This is a genomic window from Methylobacterium sp. JK268 (genome assembly GCF_054052225.1).
Genome location: NZ_JBSVZN010000003.1, coordinates 37,792 through 54,775 on the forward strand (window position 1 = coordinate 37,792; position 16,984 = coordinate 54,775).

At 74.0% G+C, this 16,984-nt stretch carries 17 protein-coding genes; 4 read left to right on the forward strand and 13 right to left on the reverse strand.

From position 1 onward, the window contains the following. Positions 1-20 precede the first annotated feature (20 nt). The 7 genes from ACW9J6_RS04045 to ACW9J6_RS04075 all read right to left on the reverse strand — a co-directional run bounded on the left by ACW9J6_RS04045 (position 21) and on the right by ACW9J6_RS04075 (position 7,477). On the reverse strand, positions 21-716 hold the full coding sequence (locus ACW9J6_RS04045) for a response regulator transcription factor (protein ID WP_457115153.1): 696 nt from the start codon (positions 714-716) through the stop codon (positions 21-23). 318 nt (positions 717-1,034) lie between these two features. Beyond that, positions 1,035-1,937 carry a GGDEF domain-containing response regulator gene (locus tag ACW9J6_RS04050; RefSeq protein ID WP_457115154.1) on the reverse strand — a complete coding sequence of 301 codons (903 nt, stop codon included), beginning with the start codon at positions 1,935-1,937 and terminating at the stop codon, positions 1,035-1,037. 243 nt (positions 1,938-2,180) lie between these two features. Continuing rightward, entirely contained in the window at positions 2,181-3,287 is a 1,107-nt protein-coding gene (locus ACW9J6_RS04055; RefSeq protein ID WP_457115155.1) for an asparaginase, read from the reverse strand. Positions 3,288-3,374: 87 nt separating this feature from the next. Continuing rightward, complete coding sequence (locus ACW9J6_RS04060) at positions 3,375-4,667, reverse strand: amidase (RefSeq protein ID WP_457115156.1); 1,293 nt, start codon at positions 4,665-4,667, stop codon at positions 3,375-3,377. Next, positions 4,664-5,461: a hypothetical protein gene (locus ACW9J6_RS04065; protein ID WP_457115157.1), complete on the reverse strand. Its 798-nt coding sequence runs from the start codon at positions 5,459-5,461 to the stop codon at positions 4,664-4,666. Before ACW9J6_RS04065 ends, ACW9J6_RS04060 begins: the two co-directional genes overlap by 4 nt. Before the next feature lie 4 nt (positions 5,462-5,465). Then, positions 5,466-6,146 (reverse strand): DUF2848 domain-containing protein, encoded by a 681-nt coding sequence (locus ACW9J6_RS04070; RefSeq protein ID WP_457115158.1) that lies wholly within the window; start codon positions 6,144-6,146, stop codon positions 5,466-5,468. 11 nt (positions 6,147-6,157) lie between these two features. Beyond that, a complete protein-coding gene (locus ACW9J6_RS04075; protein WP_457115159.1) occupies positions 6,158-7,477 on the reverse strand; it encodes an MFS transporter in 1,320 nt (439 codons plus the stop codon). A 102-nt stretch (positions 7,478-7,579) separates the two neighbouring features. Here ACW9J6_RS04075 and ACW9J6_RS04080 point away from each other — a divergent pair, with 102 nt between their 5' ends. The 4 genes from ACW9J6_RS04080 (at position 7,580) to ACW9J6_RS04095 (ending at position 10,658) form a co-directional block, all read left to right on the forward strand. After that, entirely contained in the window at positions 7,580-8,242 is a 663-nt protein-coding gene (locus tag ACW9J6_RS04080; protein ID WP_457115160.1) for a GntR family transcriptional regulator, read from the forward strand. A gap of 189 nt (positions 8,243-8,431) precedes the next feature. Next, complete coding sequence (gene dut / locus ACW9J6_RS04085) at positions 8,432-8,917, forward strand: dUTP diphosphatase (protein ID WP_457115161.1); 486 nt, start codon at positions 8,432-8,434, stop codon at positions 8,915-8,917. 8 nt (positions 8,918-8,925) lie between these two features. Beyond that, complete coding sequence (locus ACW9J6_RS04090) at positions 8,926-9,420, forward strand: RrF2 family transcriptional regulator (protein ID WP_457115162.1); 495 nt, start codon at positions 8,926-8,928, stop codon at positions 9,418-9,420. 197 nt (positions 9,421-9,617) lie between these two features. After that, on the forward strand, positions 9,618-10,658 hold the full coding sequence (locus ACW9J6_RS04095; protein WP_457115163.1) for an HD-GYP domain-containing protein: 1,041 nt from the start codon (positions 9,618-9,620) through the stop codon (positions 10,656-10,658). Between the two features lie 33 nt (positions 10,659-10,691). Here ACW9J6_RS04095 and ACW9J6_RS04100 read toward each other — a convergent pair whose 3' ends face one another. The 6 genes from ACW9J6_RS04100 to ACW9J6_RS04125 form a co-directional block, all read right to left on the reverse strand. After that, on the reverse strand, positions 10,692-12,155 hold the full coding sequence (locus tag ACW9J6_RS04100) for an alkaline phosphatase family protein (RefSeq protein WP_457115164.1): 1,464 nt from the start codon (positions 12,153-12,155) through the stop codon (positions 10,692-10,694). Between the two features lie 28 nt (positions 12,156-12,183). Then, entirely contained in the window at positions 12,184-13,092 is a 909-nt protein-coding gene (locus tag ACW9J6_RS04105; RefSeq protein WP_457115165.1) for a sugar phosphate isomerase/epimerase family protein, read from the reverse strand. A 95-nt stretch (positions 13,093-13,187) separates the two neighbouring features. Continuing rightward, complete coding sequence (locus ACW9J6_RS04110; protein ID WP_457115166.1) at positions 13,188-14,057, reverse strand: ABC transporter permease; 870 nt, start codon at positions 14,055-14,057, stop codon at positions 13,188-13,190. A gap of 1 nt (position 14,058) precedes the next feature. Further along, positions 14,059-14,994 (reverse strand): ABC transporter permease, encoded by a 936-nt coding sequence (locus tag ACW9J6_RS04115; RefSeq protein WP_457115167.1) that lies wholly within the window; start codon positions 14,992-14,994, stop codon positions 14,059-14,061. Continuing rightward, the gene (locus ACW9J6_RS04120) at positions 14,994-15,986 is read right to left on the reverse strand and encodes an ABC transporter ATP-binding protein (protein ID WP_457115168.1); all 993 of its coding nucleotides are present in this window, start codon (positions 15,984-15,986) and stop codon (positions 14,994-14,996) included. Before ACW9J6_RS04120 ends, ACW9J6_RS04115 begins: the two co-directional genes overlap by 1 nt. After that, positions 15,983-16,981 (reverse strand): ABC transporter ATP-binding protein, encoded by a 999-nt coding sequence (locus tag ACW9J6_RS04125; protein ID WP_457115169.1) that lies wholly within the window; start codon positions 16,979-16,981, stop codon positions 15,983-15,985. The genes ACW9J6_RS04120 and ACW9J6_RS04125 overlap by 4 nt, the downstream gene beginning before the upstream one ends. Between the last annotated feature and the right edge of the window lie 3 nt (positions 16,982-16,984).

Genomic DNA, 16,984 nt, shown 5'->3' on the forward strand with positions numbered 1-16,984 from the left:
GTGATCCGGCGGCGACCTCCTCAGAAGGAGGCCGCCGCCTCGTGCGCGCTCCGCAGGCGGGGGGCGCGGCTGGCGGCGCCCGGCCGGTAGCCGGCCGGCTCGCTGTCGATCACCGGCGCGAGGCCCATCTGGCGGGCGAGCTGCACGAGGTCCTTGAGCCGTCCGGTCTTGGTCTTGCGGCGCAGGTTCAGGCGGTGGGTCTCGACCGTGCGCACGCTCACCGTGAGGCGGCGGGCGACCTCCTTGTTGCTGAAGCCCGCGCTGAGGAAGCGCAGCACCTCCGCCTCGCGCGGCGTGAGGCCGAGGGCCGCGGCCGCGTCCTGCGGGGCCGCCTGGTCCGGCGCGCTGTCCGCGAGCGGGAGGCCGCGGGCGAGGGCGACGATGGTCGCGCAGATGTCGCGCGGCGCGGCCGTGCGGGCCACGAAGGCGTCCGCGCCCGCCGCCGCGAGCTGGGCGAGCGTCGCCGCCTCCGCCGCCTGGAAGGCGACCAGCACCTTCACGCGGGGATGCCGCTCGCGCAGGGCCGCGATCGCGCCGGCGTGCCGCTCCGGCAGGAAGACCAGGGCGACCCCGTCGAGGGGCGCCCCCGTCGAGGCGGCGTGCAGGTCCGCCTCGTCCACGGTCACGAGCGCGGGATGATGCTCCAGCGTCGCGCGGAAGACGGCCCCGAGATCCGGCGGCTCATCGATGATCAGCACTCTCACGGCGTCACTCATGCCGTTCAGCCTCCGTCTCGGCGCGGCACACGCGCCTGGTTGACGGGCTGTACGGATCAAGGGCCGTTCCAGCGCGGGCGTCCCGGCGGGCCCGGCACCGGGAATCCAGCGGAATCACCTCTCGTTAAGGTTGACGCGCCGCGGCCGCGGCCGTCCCGGACCCGCGGCGCGGGGCAGGGATGGGGGACGGAGCCGCCGTCCGGGCCCAGCGGGCCGGCGCCGATGTCCCGGAACGGGACGCATGCGGGCGTCGGGCGGGACTCCCGGGCGCGCCCGTCGCCGGGCGCCATTGATGCAGTCTGCCGAGGTGGCGCAGGATCAGCCGGCGCGGGCGAGGACGAGGTCGGCGAAGGCCGAGACGACGCGGTTGCGCCCAGTCGACTTGGCCTCGTAGAGGGCGATGTCGGCGCGCTTGTGCAGGCTCGCGGGCGTCTCGCCCTCCGACCACGCGCTCACGCCGAAGCTGCAGGTGAGCTGGACCGGGCCGCGCTTGCCCTTGAAGCGCAGCTGCGTGCAGCGCAGGCGCAGCCGGTTGGCGGCGGCCTCGGCCTCCTCCAGGGTGCGGCCCGGCAGCACGATCCCGAATTCCTCGCCGCCCAGGCGCCCCACGATCGTGTCGGGGATCTCGCCCAGCGCCCGCGCGACGCCCTGGATGGCGAGGTCGCCGACGTCGTGGCCGTGCTCGTCGTTGATCGTCTTGAAGGTGTCGATGTCCGCGAGCACGAAGCCGATGCGGCCGTGATTGCCGGCGCGGTCGGCGAGGTCGCCGAGGCGTTGCAGGAAGGCGCGGCGGTTGAGGAGTTCGGTGAGCGAATCGGTCGCCGCGAGGCGGATCAGCTCGCGCTGCATGGTCGTCATGCGCTCGGCGGCCCGCAGGCGCGCGTAGAGCTCCTCGGCGCCCGGGGGCTTGTCGATGAAGTCGTCCGCGCCGCTGTCCAGCGCCTCGGCGAGGTTGCGGGCATTGCGGGCCGAGGACATCGTGATGATCGAGAGGGGACGGTGGTTCTCGGCGAGCAGGCGCGCCGACCAGCACAGTTCGAGGCCGCTGAGCGGACGCACTTCGAGGCTGGTGATCAGGGCCGTGACGGTATCGTTCGCGGTGACGAAGTCGAGCGCCTCGCGCGAATCCGTGAACGTGTTCACGGTGTAGCCCCGGGGGTCGAGCAGCGCGCTGATCACCTTCAGCACGACCCGGCTCGGATCGACCACGACGATGTGCATGACGCCCCCTGCGCGTTTCCCGGAGGCCCGCGCGGGCGGGCTGTCCTCATTCCGCGACAGTCGCGCATGCCGCTTAACGCCGTCTCAAGAGGACACGCCGAAGGCGAGCCGCCGACCGTCGTCTCGCCGCGAAAGCTTCGCTGTCATGCGGCCCTGCCGTCGGACGCGATGCGCGACGGCAGGGCGGGGGGAAGACTTGGTTCCGACCGCCGACGGATCCGGCGCCGGGACCGCGCGGCCCGATCAATACTCCCAGAAGATGCGCTGCAGCTCCTTGGTGTCGCTGGTCTTGGTGAGGGCGACCGCCGCCAGGATCTTGGCCTTCTGCGGGTTGAGGTCGTGGGCGACGACCCAGTCGAAGCTGTCGTCCGGCTGCTCGGCGTTGCGCAGGACGAAGCCGTCGCCGACCCGCGAGGAACGGATGATCAGCGTGCCCTTCTGGCGCAGGTCCTTCAGGGTGTCGACGAGGTAGCCCGCCACCGAGCCGTTGCCGGTGCCCGCGTGGATGATCGCCTTGGCGCCGGCCTGCACCGCCGCTTGGTAGGGAACCGGGCTCATGTTGCCCGAGCCGTAGACGATCGCCACGTCGGGCAGCGTATCGATGCCCGCGATGTCGAATTCCGACCCGGTGCCGTGCCGCTTCACCGGCGCGCGGAAATAGTAGGTCTTGCCCTCGACCACCATGCCGAGCGGCCCCCACTGGCTGAAGAAGGCGCTGGGCTTGATGTTCACGCGCTTGGTGACGTCGCGCCCGGACTGGATCTCGTCGTTCATGGTCACGAGGACGCCCTTGCCCCGCGAGTCCGGGCTGCCCGCCGTGGCGACCGCGTCCATCAGGTTGAGGGCGCCGTCCGCCGAGAGGGCGGTCGAGGGCCGCATCGAGCCCACCACGACGATCGGCTTGTCGCTGTGCACCACGAGGTTGAGGAAGAAGGCGGTCTCCTCCAGCGTGTCGGTGCCGTGGGTGATCACCACGCCGTCGACGTCGTCCTGCTTCAGGAGGTCGGAGACCCGCTTGGCCAGGGTGACGAGCTGCGCGTTGGTGAAGCTCTCCGAGGCGATCTGGAAGACCTGCTCGCCGCGGACCTCCGCCACCTGGGACAGACCCGGCACCGCCGCGATGAGCTTGTCGACCGGGACCTTGGCGGCCTGGTAGGTGGCGCTGTTGCTGGCATCCGCCCCCGCCCCCGCGATGGTGCCGCCGGTGGCCAGGATCACGACCCGAGGCTTGCCCGTGGTCGCGGCGGTCGAGGGCTGCGGCGCCTCGAGGGCGGCGGCCGGGCCGGCGAGCGGGAGGGCGGCGCCGAGCAGCAGGGCGGCGAGCAGGCGGCGGGAGGGAGAGAGGGACATCGGGCGACCTCGGTGGAGGAATCGGGCGCGGCCTTGCGGCGCGCGCCACGATACGTCGCGGATCGCGCCAGGGAAGCCCACGCGATCTCAGCGCAGGCAGGTCTCCACCGCCGCGCCGATTTCCAGCAGGCGCCGGTCGTGGCCGTGGCGGGCGAGCAGCATCAGTCCGGCCGGCTGCGCCCGGCCGGGCATCGGCAGCGACAGGCCGGTGAGGTCGAAGAGGTTGCCCACCATGGTGTTGCGCAGCATCAGGACGTTGGTGCGCGCGAAGGCCTCGTCGTCGGTCTCCACCGCGGCGATGGCCGGGGCCGGGATCGCCGTCGCCGGCAGGGCGATGGCGTCGTAGGGCATCAGGCGCGCGTCGCAGGCCCGGACCAGGGCCGCGCGGGCGCGCATCATCCGGATATAGGCCGCCGCGCCCACCGGCCGGCCGCGCTCGATGCGCACCCGGACCCGGGGATCCATGGCCGGCCCGTCTCGGTCGAGCCAGTCGGCATGGACCTCGTAGGCCTCGATCGAGGCCAGCGGCGCGGCCGCCGTCGCGGCGGCGAAATCCGCGAGCAGGTCGTCGAGGGCCATGTCGAGGATCCGGGCACCGGCCCGGCCGAGCGTCCCGAGCGCCTCCTCGAAAGAGGCGGCGACGCCCGGGTCGGTCTCGGTGAACAGGAGCCCGCGAGGCACGCCGATGCGCAGGTCCGCCAGCGCGGCGGGTGCGAGGGGGAGGGGCTCCTCGCCCGCCATCACGGCGTCCGCCGCCGCGCAGGCCGCGACCGTGCGGGCGAGGGGTCCGATCGAGTCGAGGGAGGGGCTGAGCGGGAAAGCGCCCGCGAGGGGCACGCGCCGGGCGGTGGGCTTGAACCCGACGACCCCGTTGAGGGAGGCCGGGATGCGCACGGAGCCGCCGGTATCGGTCCCGATCGCCACGTCGCTGGTGCCCAGCGCCGCCGAGACGCCAGCGCCCGAGGAGGAGCCGCCCGGCAGGCGGGCCGGATCGGCGGCGTTGCCGGGCGTGCCGTAATGCGGGTTGAGGCCGAGGCCGGAGAAGGCGAATTCCGACATGTTGGTCTTGCCGACGATCACCGCGCCCGCCCGGCGCAGGCGGGCGACGACCGGCGCGTCGGCGGGGGCGGGCGGGCTCTCGCGCCGGATCGTGGACCCGGCCGTGGTCGGCTCGCCCGCGACGTCGAACAGGTCCTTGATCGAGACGATGACGCCGTCGAGCGGTCCGAGCGAGAGGCCGGCCCGGCGGCGGGCGTCGGCCGCCTCGGCCTCGGCCCGGGCGGTCTCCTCGTAGAGACGGGTGAAGACGTGGCGGCCCGCCGGCTCGGCGATGGCGGCGAGGCGGCGCTCCAGGTCGTCGCGAACGGGCGTAGAGGTCATCGCGGGGTCTCCGGGGGAGGGCGGCTGGCGAGCAGGATGGCGCCGTTCCAGGCGAGGGTCACCAGGAGGGCGAGGGACAGGGCCGCGGCGGCCCCGAGCGGCACGACCGCGACGGCGAGCACCGTCAGCGCGGCGCCGAAGCCGACGAGCCCGGGCAGGCCGAGGACCAGCACCGTCGCGGCGGCCTCGCCGCCGAGCCGCGGATGCAGGATCACCGCCAGGCTCACCATGACGACCGGGGCCAGCGCCAGGATGCCGGCGAGGCCGGGTCCCGCGACGCGGCCCGCGAGCAGCACCAGGGCGACCAGCGCCATGACGATCCCGGCCCGGACCGCGACGTCGCGGGGGCGGCCGGGCCGTCGGGGCACCGGCGCCGGGGGGCAGATGCGCCGCCCGGCGAGCGCGCAGGCAAGGAGCGTGAGGACGGACAGGGCGGCGGCTGGCGCGAGGTCCGGCGCGACGCGCCGCAGCAGCACCGCCGTCGCCGCCCAGGCGAGGAGCCCCGCCCCGAGGGCCGCGGGGAGGCCGCGCCGCGGCGCCAGCGCGGCGTAGACGACCACGAGGACGCCCGTGCCGGCGATCGCCGGCAGGCTCGCCACCGCGCTGGCGCGCAGGAAGTCAGGCCCGTGCTCCAGGGAGAGGAACAGGTAGGCCGGGCCCGCCGAGAGGGGCAGGGTGGCGATCATCGCGCCGACGAGGGGCCCGGTCCGCTCCACAGCCCGTGCGGCGATCACCACCACCGCGGCGCTCGCCAGCATCTTGGCGAGGAGAGGAGCCCAGGCGAGGTCGGCCATGGCGTCAGGACACGACCGGCAGGGTCTCGACGTCGTAGGCGTGGGCGAGGCGCCGCCCGAGCACCGGGTCCTCGATCTCCATCTCGAACCGCGTCGCCGGCCGGATGCCCCCGATCGTCCCCAGCGTCCCGCCGAACATCACGGTGCCGGGCGCCAGCCCCGGTCCGCCGGGCCGCCGCGCCAGCAGGTCGCCCGGTCTGCGCAACGCCGCGAGCGCGCCCTCCTGGTAGAGCACCCGCGTGCCGTCGATCGTCGCGTAGGAGCGCATCACCAGCGCGTCCCAGTGCGGTTCGACCTCGTCGAGGCGCCACAGCTCCGCCCCGACCGGCTTGCCGCAGAGCTGCTTCGACAGGGCGATGCCGATCGTCTCGGCCTTGCGGTCGGTGTGGTCGGAGCCGATCCCGAGCCAGAGTCCATCGGCCAGCCCGACGACGACCGGCTCGGCCTCGCCGGAGGTGTCGGGCCCGAGCACGGTGAGGCGGGGCGCCTGGGTGAGGGTGGCGGCGGCGACCCGGTAGTAGACCGGCACCGCCGAGGGGCGCGGCACGCCGATGGCCGCGAGTTCCTCGATGTGGTGGCGGATCGCCGCCTCGTCGCGACCCGCCCAGCCGGCGATCACCACCGCGTCGGGATCGAACGCGATGGTGTCCCGGCGCCCGCCGGCCGTGCGGTGGAAGGTGAGCATGGCGTGCGTCCTCAGGCGGCGGAGGGGGCGGCCGCGGCTTTGTCGTGCCAGCGGGCGAAGCCGAAGACCAGGATGGCGGCGAGCAATTCGAGGCCCGCCACGAAGGCGAGGCCGCTGGTCGAGGAACCCGTGAGCGAGGTCGACACGCCGACCAGGTAGGGGGCGACGAACCCCGCGAGGTTGCCGATCGCGTTGATCGCCGCGATGGCGCCCGCGGCGGCGGTGCCGGCGAGGAAGGTCTGCGGCAGCGCCCAGAAGACCGGGAAGGCGGCGAGGATGCCGACCGCCGCCACGGTCAGGGCGGCGAGGGCGAGCACGGCCTGGCCGATCAGGGCGCCCGTCGCGGCGAGCCCCGCGGCGGCCACGAGGCTCGCCGCGGCGCAATGCAGGCGCCGCTCCCGGTGGCGGTCGGAATGGGCGCCGTTCCAGACCATCGCGACCGTGCCGGCGACGAACGGGATGGCCGCCAGGAAGCCGATGGCGATCGGGTCGCGCACGCCGATCTCCTTGATGATCGAGGGTGTCCAGAACGCGATGGTGGCGTTGCCGCTGACGATGCAGAAATAGATCAGCGCGCAGAGCCAGACCCGGCCGTCCCGCAGGGCGGCGCCGAACTGCGCCTCCTTGCCGGCGGCCCGGCCCTCGGCCGCGATCTCGGCGCTCATGGCGGCGGCCACGCGCGGGTCGAGCCAGCGCGCCTCCTCGGGCCGGTCCGGCAGCAGGGCGAGGACGGCGATGCCGGCGAGGAGCGAGGGGATGCCCTCCAGGATGAACAGCCACTGCCAGTTGGCGAGGCCGGCGACGCCCCCCATTGTGCCCATGATCACCCCCGCCACCGGGCCGCCCACGATCCCCGCGATGGCGAAGGAGGTCATGAACAGCCCGTTGATCCGCGAGCGGCGGGCGCTCGGGAAGAAGTAGGTCAGGTAGAGCACGACGCCCGGGAAGAAGCCGGCCTCGAACACCCCGAGCAGGAAGCGCACGGCGTAGAAGGCCCATTCGCTGCGGACGAAGGCCAGCGCCATCGAGGCGAGCCCCCACAGGATGGTGATCCGCGCCAGGGTCCGCCGCGCGCCGATCCGCTCCAGCAGCAGGTTGCTCGGCACCTCGAACAGGAAGTAGCCGATGAAGAAGATGCCGGCGCCGAAGCCGTAGACCGCCTCGTTGAAGCGCAGGTCGGACAGCATCTGGAGCTTGGCGAAACCCACGTTCACCCGGTCGATCCAGGCCAGGATGAACAGGATGACCAGGAACGGGATCAGCCGGACCGTCGCCCGGCGATAACCCTCCTCGCGCTCGCTGGCGCTCACCGCGTGTTCCACCCTCGGCATCGCTCTTCTCCCGCGGCCCGCCCGGGCCGATCGGCGCTTTCCCTGGCAAGTACCATGCCTGTGAAATTTCACAAGCCATGCTAAGGCACCCGGAGATCGGAGGTGACGGGGGTCATGGGGGCGGACGGGCGCGCGGCTTTGTCGGAGAACGAGCGGGCCTACCGGCGCCTGAAGGCCGACATCCTGGCGCTGCGGCTCAAGCCGGGGGACACGCTCAACGAGGCGGCGCTCTGCGCCGAGTTCGGCATCGGGCGCACGCCGGTGAACAAGGCGCTGCACCGCCTGATGCACGAGGGGCTGGTGCGGATCCTGCCCCGCAAGGGTGTCCTGGTGCAGCCGCTCTCCCTCGACGAGTTCGCCCAGCTCGTCGAGGTGCGCCGCCTGACGGAGCCGCCCTGCGCGGCGCGGGCGGCGACGCGGATCGGCGCGGAGGACCTCGCGCGGCTCGACGCGGTGCTGGCGGAGGCGCCCGCCGGGCCGGCGGAGGACCTCGACCCGATCCTGGAGGCGGACCGGCGCTTCCACGCACTCATCGCCGCGGCGAGCGGCAACCGGGTGCTGGCCGAGGTGCTCGACGGGCTGCACGGGCGCTCGGTGCGGTTCTGGGCGCTGTCGCTCGGGACGGGCCAGCACCTCGCCGAGGTGGCGCTGGAGCACGCGGCGATCCGCGACGCGCTCGCCCGCCGCGACCCGGAGGCGGCCGCCGCCGCGATGACAGCCCACATCGAGTCCTTCGCGCGGACGCTGGCGGCGCGGCTCGGGTGAGGCGAGGATTGCCGCCGCCCAGATGTCGGGCCACGACCCGGGTAGCCCCGCGCCCCCCGCCGGGGCATAAGGGCTCGCCCCGTCCGGCCCGCGCCGCCCCTCGCCGGGCGATGGCCACCCGCGAGACCGTCCGATGCCCGAACCGACCTCCTGCGTACGCCGCGCGATGCCGACCGGAGGCCGCGGCCGATGAGCGGGCCCGGGGCGCTCGGCGTCGAGATCCGCATCCTCGATCCCCGCCTGCCCGGCTGGGGCTTCCCGCGCTGGGGCTCTGCGCTGGCGGCCGGGCTCGACCTCCACGCCTGCCTCGACGCGCCCCTCGCGCTTCCGCCGCAGGCGCCCCCGGCGCTGATCCCGGCGGGCTTCGCCGCGGCGATCCGGGACCCCGACTGGTGCGGCCTCGTCTTCCCGCGCTCCGGCCTCGGCCACCGCGAGGGGCTGGTGCTCGGCAACACCGTCGGGGTGATCGACGCCGATTACGAGGGCCCCCTGATGCTGTCGGCCTGGAACCGCAATCCTCCGGGGTCGGACCCGCTGACGATCGCGCCGGGCGAGCGCGTCGCGCAGCTCGTCTTCACCCGCGTGACCCGGCCGAGCCTGACCCTGGTCGAGCGCTTCTCGGGCGAGGCGGCGGCGCGCGGCGCCGACGGGTTCGGCTCGACGGGCCGGCGCTGAGGCCGCGCATGGGGCAGACCTCGACCCTGAGGCCGGCGCCGTCGGGGGAGGCGGCCGCGCCGCCCGCGCTGGCGCCGCCGCGCCTCGCCCTCGCGGTGGCGGCGGTCATCGACATCGCGCTCCACGCCCGGCCTCAGGCGGTCAGCGCCAAGGCGCTGGCGGCCCGGCACGGCCTGCCGCCCCGCCACCTGGAGCCCGTCCTGCAGCTCCTCGTCCGGCACGGGCTGCTGAAGGGGTTGCGGGGACCGCACGGGGGCTACGAACTCGCCCGCGAGCGCCGCCGCATCAGCGCGGGCGACATCGCCCGCGCGGTGCTCGACGCGGGCGACGAGGCGGGTGCCCGGCCACCGCTGACCGGCGCGGTGATCGATCCCCTGCTCGGTGCCGCCTGGCAGGCCTTCCTCGACACCCTCGACCGCGTGAGCGTGGAGGACCTGTGCGGCCGGGCGGAGGCCGCCGGACTGCTCCCGGACCGCCCCCGCGGGGACGACTTCGCGATCTAGAGCGGTGCCCGATCGCGCTGCAATCGGGGACCGCTCTCCGTCTCTGTTTGTGCCGCATGGTCTGCGTCGAACCGGCATCCCCTTCATCGGACAATGCTCGAGGCGATGCCACATCCTTTAAAGAACGCTTCAGCAAAGTCGGCCAGACTCCGCTCGCGCCGCGGCCCGCCGCGGCGAGCTCGGAACCGCAGACGCGCATGACCTCCGCCGCCGATCCCTCCGTCGTGATCGTCACGGACCGGCCGGACCCGGCGCGGATCGCGGACCTGTTCGCGCCCGCCTGCGCGCCGCTGGTCCTGGACGGGGCCGCGGCCGGTCGCGTGTTGGCGCAGCGCGGCGCCGACCTCGTGGTGATCGAGGACGGAGAGGGCCTGGACGGGATCGGGCTGGTGCACGCCCTGCGCGCCCTGCCGCACCTGCGCGCCACCTCCCTGATGCTCCTCGCCGACGGCGACTTGGCCGCGCGGCGGCGTGCCCTTGAGGCGGGCGCCACCGACGTCGTGGTGCCGCCGGTCGACGGCCTCGACCTGCAGATCCGCGCCCGCAACCTCGTGGCCCTGTCCCGGGCCCAGGATGCTGCCGCGCGGGCCGACGGGCTCGCCCAGGCGATGGAGCGTATGGGCGCCGAGGCCAAGCAGCGCGAGCGCGAGATCATCCACCGGCTGATGCTGGCCGCGGAGGTGCGCGACGACCAGACCGGCGACCATCTCACGCGGGTCGCCGGCTGCGTGCTCGCCATCGCGGACGGGCTCGGCCTGCCGGACGAGGAGGCGAACGACATCGCGCTGGCCTCGACCATGCACGACATCGGCAAGATCGGCGTCGCCGACGCGGTCCTGCGCAAGGCCGGCCCCCTCGACGAGGCGGAGAAGGCCGAGATGATGGAGCACGCGCTTCGCGGCTACCGGATGCTCAGCGACAGCCCCTCGCGGCTGCTGCGGCTCGCGGCCGAGATCGCGCTGACGCATCACGAGCGCTGGGACGGGACCGGCTATCCGCGCGGGCTCGCGGGCGAGGCGATCCCCCTGCCGGGCCGGATCACCGCGGTGGCGGACGTGTTCGACGCGCTGATCTCCGAGCGGGTCTACAAGCCCGGCTGGCCGCTCGACCGCGCCCGGGCCTTCCTGGAGGAGCAGTCGGGCCGCCACTTCGACCCGGCCTGCGTGCGCGCCTTCCTGTCCCGGTGGGACGACGTGGTGGGCCTGGTCGAGGACCGGCCGGCGACCCGGGCGGCCTGAGGCGCGCCGCGCCCGCCCGCGCGGTGCGGGCACTCAAGGATCGAGGCGCCCTCCCTCCAGTAGGATCCGCGACCCGCCCCGCGCCACGCTGGCGAGGCGCTGGCGGAAACTGCCCCGCCCGGCCTCCAGGATCTGCGGCGCCTCGGCCCCAGGCGCCGGGCCGAGGAGCGAGCGGCCGGTCATGGTCGCGGCGGGAGGCAGGCCGAGGGCGGCCAGAACCGTCGGGGCGATGTCGATGATGCCGGCCGCGCGCCGGTCGACCCTTCCCGGCGGCAGGCCGGCACCGCGCAGGATCAGCGTGGTGGTGAGTTCGTGCCGGTTGAGGCCGCCATGCATGCCGCCGCCGACCGGCACGTCGCAATCGGCCATCACTCCGTTTCCGGGAAGCCCGAACCGGTCGGGCCCGTCGTCCGATCGCAGCACGAAGACGAGGTCCGGCGCCCGCGCGTGATCGAGGTCGACGGCCGACAGCGGGAAGGTGCCCGGCACCTCACCCTCACCGTCACCGCCCCCGCGGGTGAACACCATGCCGGTGAAATCCTGTTCCATCAGCCATTGCGCGACCGCGTGGAGGCGGGCCGCGCCGCCGTCGAGGATCCGGATCTCGCCCATGTTGCCGCCGGTCATCGCCAGGCTCGCGCCCTCGAGCGTCCGCTCGGCGGCCCGGCGGGCCGCATGCCCGGCGCCCGCCAGCAGGTCGCAGAGCGGCAGCGCGCCCCGCATGGTGATCTGGCCGTGGTCGGAGGCGGCAACCACCGCGTAGCGCTGGGCATCCGGCCTGGAATCGATCCAGGCGAGCAGGCGGCCGAACGCGTCGTCGACGGCGCGCAGGGCGTCGCCGGTCTCGGGCGCGCCGAGGGTGCAGTAGTGGAAGGCCATGTCCGGCTCGTTGAACCAGATCAGCGCCACGTCGGGCCTCAGCTCTTCGAGCACGTGCTCACGGAAGACCCGCTCGGCGTAATCGACCTGCTCCAGCCGCGGCAGCCGGAGCGGCGGGAGCGGGCCGAAGCGCGCCGTCACCGCGGCGAGGGTGTCGGGCGTGAGGCTGTGCGCGTGATCCAGGAGGGAGACGGTCCAGTGGCCCTCCTCGTGCGCACCGGGATTGATCAGGTAGGCGGAGCCGGCCGAGCCGGTATGGACCACGGCCATGCGCTTGCCGGCACGCGCCAGGGCATCGCCCAGCGTCGCGGCGGTCACGAAGCGCCCGCCCGTGGCGTCGCGGGCGAGGGCGATATCGTCGCGGCGGCTCAGATCGAGCGCGTGCCGGGTGGTCGCCTGCGGGAAGTAGAAGGCATTGCCGACGATCCCGTGGACGCGCGGAGGCGCGCCGGTGGCGATGGAGGTGGTCGCGACGCGCGTCATCGAGGGGAAGACGCTGCGCGCCTCGCGGAACCACGTGCCCTGCCTGGCGAAACCGGTGAGATGCGGCATCCGGTCGGGCGTGACGACGTCGGGCCGCAGCCCGTCGAACACGCAGACGACGACGCGGTCTGCCATGGATTGCGGAGCGGTCATGAGCCGGCCCTCAGGACTGCGTGCGCGCCCGGGCGGCGAGCGCCCGGGTCGCCGCGATGCCCTCCTCGACGGCGTACCAGTAGCGGGGGTTGAGTTCGATGTTGAACATCACGCCCCTCGGGAAGGTGCAGGCCGCGATCAGGTCGTCCCAGGGGATCGCGCCCCAGCCGACCGGCAGGTGCAGGTCGCCGTGCCCGAAGGCGAGCTTCTCGCTCTCGTGGTACATCCAAACCGCGTCGGCCCGGCCGAAGGAATCGTGCATGTGGAGGTGGCTCGCGAAGGGCGCGAGCGCCGCCACCTCGGCGACGTAGTCGCCGCCGTGGTAGCCGTTCCGCAGGAAGGAATGGCTGAAGTCGAGGGTCGCGCGCACATGCGGGTGGTCGATCGCGGCGAGTTCCGCCGCCAGCCGCTGCGGCGACGCGCAATGGACCTTGCCCTCGTGGCCGCCGAACATCGTTTCGACGCAGATCAGCGGGCCGAGCTTGCCGGCCACTTCGCCGGCCCGCGCCAGCCACTCGCGCTGACGCGCATAGGCGCCGTCGAGGACCGACTCCTCGGCGATTGCGGCGAGGCCCGAATGCAGGACGTAGTGCAGCGCGCCGATCTCGGCCGCGACCTCCAGCGAGGCCTTCAGCACCTCGAAATGCCGCGGCAGGCGGGCCGGATCGTCGAAGAAGTTGATCGAGAGCGGGCCGTGCACCGAGTAGCGCACCGGGCGGCCGGCGCAGGCCCGCCTCAGCGCGTCCAGGTGCGGCCGGCGGATGCGGCCGCCCACGACGAGGTCCATCGCGAAGGTCGGCAGTTCGATCGTGTCGACGCCGAGCGCCTGGACGCGGTCGAGGATGGCGGGCAGGTCCGAGAGGTCTCCCTTGGGGTGGGGAGCGGAGATGCCTGTGCCGAGGACGCCGTTGGACTGCATGAGGGAGCTCCGGGCAAGGGGTTCGTCCGACGCGGCGGCGGTCGGCCCGTCGCGGGATGGCGTGGGATCGGTCGGCGCGACCGACGCTCGCCCCGTCAGCGCAGGGTGGGATCGAGCCGGTCGCGCAGCCAATCCCCGACGAGGCTGACGGCGAGCGTGGTGACCACGATGGATCCGGCCGGGGCCAGCATGATCCAGGGCGCGCGGGCGAGATACTCGCGCCCGTACCCGACCATGTTGCCGAGGGAGGTCATCGGCGGCTGCACGCCGAGCCCGAGGAAGGAGAGCCCGCTCTCCAGCAGGATCACCTCCGGGAAGGTCAGCGTCATCGAGACGATCAGCGTCGAGGCGATGTTGGGCAGGATGTGGCGCAGGTAGATCCGCGACGGCGGGGCGCCGATCTGGCGGATCGCCGCCGCGTAGCCCTGCGCGCCGGCCGAGATGGCGAGACCCCGCGCGATGCGGGCGTAGCGTTCCCAGCCGTAGAGCCCCATCAGGCCGATGAACAGCGGCAGGGCGTTGCCGAAGAAGGCGAGCACCGAGAGCGCCAGGATCAGGAAGGGCATCGCCGCCTGGAAGTCGGCGAGCATCAGGACGACCTGCTCCACGGCGCCCCGGACATGCGCCGCCAGGAAGCCCATCGCCGTGCCGAGCACCGCCGAGATCAGCGTCGCTCCGAAGGCGACGAGGAGCGAGATGCGGATCGAGACGATCAGGCGCGAGAGCACGTCGCGGCCGAGCTCGTCCGTGCCGAGCCAATGCGCCGCGTGGAAGGGGGCGCTCAGCCGGTTGCGCAGGTCGTAGGTCGTGAAGCGGTAGGGGGTGATCCAATCGGCCGCCAGCGCGACGGCGAGCATCAGCGCGAGCCAGGCGAGGGCGATCCAGACGAAGGGCGGCACCCGGCCCGAGCGGGCAGGGCGTTCCGCCCCGGTCCGGGCGACGGTGGAAGCGGCGGCGCCGGCCATCTCACTGCGCTCCGGGCTTGCCGGCGCCGCGCAGGCGCGGGTCCATGACGCCGTAGAGGAGGTCGACGATCAGGTTCGACGAGACCATGGTGAGGGCGACCAGCAGCAGGATGCATTGCACGACCGCGAGATCGCGGTTGGCGACGGCGACGACCAGGAGCCGTCCGACGCCCGGCCAGGAGAACACGCTCTCCACCACCACAGCCCCGGCGATCAGGTTGCCGACCATGAAGCCGACGATGGTGATGACCGGGATCGCGGCGTTCGGCAGGGCGTGGCCGCGCACGACGGCGGCCCAGGGCACGCCCTTGGCGCTCGCCGTGCGGATATAGGGCTGGCCCAGCACCTCCAGCATCGCCGAGCGGGTGAAGCGGGCGAGGATCGCCGCGCCGCCGATGCCGAGGGTCAGCACGGGCAGGATGGCGTGGCGCCAGGTGTCCTCACCGCCGGAGGGCAGCCAGCCGAGCTGCACCGAGAAGATCAGCACCAGCACGAGCCCGAGGACGAAGCTCGGGACCGTGAAGCCCGCCACCGCCGTCACCATGACGAGGCGGTCGATCGGGCTGTCGCGGTAGAGCGCCGCGTGGATGCCGGCCGGAAGGCCGATGCCGAGCTTCAGCGCCAGCGCCGGCAGGGTCAGCGTCAGCGTCGCGGGGATCCGCTCCGCCACCAGGGCGAGGGCCGGTCGGCCGTCGCGCATCGACCGGCCGAGCTCGCCCTGCCCGATCGCTCCGAAATAATGCAGGTATTGCAGCCAGATCGGGTCGTCGAGGCCCCAGGCCTTGCGGAAGGCGGCGATCGCCTCCGGCGGGGCGTCGACGCTCATGATGATGAGGGCGGGGTCGCCCGACAGCCGCAGCACCACGAAGGCGAAGGTCACGAGGAGCGCGACCGTCAGCAATGCGCGCGCGAGGCGGATGAGGAGGAAGCGCAGCATCAGCTCGCGGCCTTCAGGATGGCGTCCCCGCCCTGCGCGACGTGGCAGGCGACGCGGCGTCGGTCCGGCAGCGGCCGCAGGGCCGGCGCCTCGACGCGGCAGCGCTCGCGGACGGAGGGGCAGCGCGGGTGGAAGGCGCAGCCGGACGGCCGCGCGGCGGGATCCGGCGGATCGCCCTGGAGCACGATCCGCGGCCGGGCCCGTCGCCCCGGCACCGGCGCGGCCGAGACCAGCGCCTCGGTGTAGGGATGCGCCGGGCCGTGCAGCAGCAGGTCCGCGTCGCCCTCCTCGACGATGCGGCCGAGATACATCACGGCGACCCGGTGGCTCACCTGGCGGACCACCTTGAGGTCGTGGCTGATGAAGAGCAGGCCGAGGCCGAGCTCCTGCTGGAGATCGACCAGCAGGTTGATCACCTGCGCCTGGATCGAGACGTCGAGGGCCGAGACGGGCTCGTCGCAGACGAGGAGGTCGGGCTCTGTGGCGAGGGCCCGGGCGATCACGGCGCGCTGGCGCTGGCCGCCGGAGAGTTCGTGCGGGTAGCGGGAGCCCTGGTCGGCGCGCAGGCCCACCGCCCGGAGCAGGGCCAGCGCCCGCTCGCCCCGCGCCTTCGGGGCGCCGAGCCCGTGCACGGCGAGCGGCTCGCGCACCTGCTCCAGGATTGGCAGCCGCCGGTCGAGGGCACCCAGCGGATCCTGGTAGACCATCTGCATGCGCGCCCGGAGACGGCGCCAATCCGGCGTGCCCGCCCGGGGCAACGGCGCGTCCCGGAACAGCACCGTCCCGGCATCCGGCGGCTCCAGACCGAGGGCGAGCCGGCCGGTCGTCGACTTGCCGGAGCCGGATTCTCCGACCAGCCCGAGGGTCCGGCCGCGCTCGACCGTGAGCGAGACATCGTCGACCGCCTGCACGGCGACCGGCCGGCCGAGCAGCCCGCGGCGCATGGTGTAGCGCCGCCCGACGCCGCGCAGCTCGAGCAGGCTCTCGCTCATGCGGGCACGCGCTCCGCCAGGGCCGGCCTCGCGGCGGGCGCGACCCGCAGGCAGGCCGCCCGATGCTCCGGCGCCTCCGCGGCGAGCGGCGGCACCGCCGCGTCGCAGGCCGCCTCGGCAAGCGGGCAGCGCGGCGCGAAGGCGCAGCCCGGCGGCAGGTTCCACGGCTCGGGGACATTGCCGTCGATCGGCGACAGGCGGCGGCGGATCCCTTCCAGCGGCGGCAGGGCCGCGAGGAGCCCCTGCGCGTAGGGATGCAGCGGGCGCTCGAACAGGCGATCGGCCGGCGCGCTCTCGACGATGCGCCCGGCATACATCACGCAGACGCGCTCGCAGGTCTGCGCGATCACGCCGAGGTCGTGGCTGATCAGCACCAGCGCCATGCCGGTCTCGCGCCGGATGGCCGCGAGAAGCTCCAGGATCTGGGCCTGGATGGTGGCGTCGAGGGCGGTGGTCGGCTCGTCGGCGATCAGGAGGTCGGGGCGGCCGGCCAGCGCCATCGCGATCATGACCCGCTGGTTCTGGCCGCCCGAGAGTTCGTGCGGGAAGGCGTCGAGGCGCCGGGCGGCGTCGGGGATGCCCACGAGGTCGAACAGGCGCCTCGCCTCGGCCCGGATCGCGGCGCCCGACAGCCCGCGATGCAGCGCCAGCGCCTCGCCGACCTGCCGGCCCAGCCGGAGCACCGGGTTGAGCGCGCTCGCCGGGTCCTGGAAGATCATGGCGACGCGCCCGCCGCGGACCCGCTCCAGCCTTGCGGGCGGCGCCCCGAGCAGCTCCTGCCCGTCGAGGCGGACGCTGCCCGTGACCGTCGCCTTCCTGGGCAGCAGCCCCAGCGCGGCGAGCCAGGTCACGGACTTGCCGCAGCCGGATTCGCCGACGAGCCCGAGCGCCTCGCCCCGCGCGACCGCGAGGTCGATTCCGTGCAGGACGCGGGCCCCGTCGAAGGAGACCGCGAGGTCGCTGATCGCGACGAGCGTGTCTGGCTGCGGTCTCATCGG

What these genes read in the sequence shown, in the direction of transcription:
- ACW9J6_RS04045 (WP_457115153.1), bottom strand. Translation starts at nt 716, where the DNA reads ATGAGTGACGCCGTGAGAGTGCTGATCATCGATGAGCCGCCGGATCTC.
- ACW9J6_RS04050 (WP_457115154.1), bottom strand. Translation starts at nt 1,937, where the DNA reads ATGCACATCGTCGTGGTCGATCCGAGCCGGGTCGTGCTGAAGGTGATC.
- ACW9J6_RS04055 (WP_457115155.1), bottom strand. Translation starts at nt 3,287, where the DNA reads ATGTCCCTCTCTCCCTCCCGCCGCCTGCTCGCCGCCCTGCTGCTCGGC.
- ACW9J6_RS04060 (WP_457115156.1), bottom strand. Translation starts at nt 4,667, where the DNA reads ATGACCTCTACGCCCGTTCGCGACGACCTGGAGCGCCGCCTCGCCGCC.
- ACW9J6_RS04065 (WP_457115157.1), bottom strand. Translation starts at nt 5,461, where the DNA reads ATGGCCGACCTCGCCTGGGCTCCTCTCCTCGCCAAGATGCTGGCGAGC.
- ACW9J6_RS04070 (WP_457115158.1), bottom strand. Translation starts at nt 6,146, where the DNA reads ATGCTCACCTTCCACCGCACGGCCGGCGGGCGCCGGGACACCATCGCG.
- ACW9J6_RS04075 (WP_457115159.1), bottom strand. Translation starts at nt 7,477, where the DNA reads ATGCCGAGGGTGGAACACGCGGTGAGCGCCAGCGAGCGCGAGGAGGGT.
- dut (WP_457115161.1), top strand. Translation starts at nt 8,432, where the DNA reads ATGAGCGGGCCCGGGGCGCTCGGCGTCGAGATCCGCATCCTCGATCCC.
- ACW9J6_RS04090 (WP_457115162.1), top strand. Translation starts at nt 8,926, where the DNA reads ATGGGGCAGACCTCGACCCTGAGGCCGGCGCCGTCGGGGGAGGCGGCC.
- ACW9J6_RS04095 (WP_457115163.1), top strand. Translation starts at nt 9,618, where the DNA reads ATGACCTCCGCCGCCGATCCCTCCGTCGTGATCGTCACGGACCGGCCG.
- ACW9J6_RS04100 (WP_457115164.1), bottom strand. Translation starts at nt 12,155, where the DNA reads ATGGCAGACCGCGTCGTCGTCTGCGTGTTCGACGGGCTGCGGCCCGAC.
- ACW9J6_RS04105 (WP_457115165.1), bottom strand. Translation starts at nt 13,092, where the DNA reads ATGCAGTCCAACGGCGTCCTCGGCACAGGCATCTCCGCTCCCCACCCC.
- ACW9J6_RS04110 (WP_457115166.1), bottom strand. Translation starts at nt 14,057, where the DNA reads ATGGCCGGCGCCGCCGCTTCCACCGTCGCCCGGACCGGGGCGGAACGC.
- ACW9J6_RS04115 (WP_457115167.1), bottom strand. Translation starts at nt 14,994, where the DNA reads ATGCTGCGCTTCCTCCTCATCCGCCTCGCGCGCGCATTGCTGACGGTC.
- ACW9J6_RS04120 (WP_457115168.1), bottom strand. Translation starts at nt 15,986, where the DNA reads ATGAGCGAGAGCCTGCTCGAGCTGCGCGGCGTCGGGCGGCGCTACACC.
- ACW9J6_RS04125 (WP_457115169.1), bottom strand. Translation starts at nt 16,981, where the DNA reads ATGAGACCGCAGCCAGACACGCTCGTCGCGATCAGCGACCTCGCGGTC.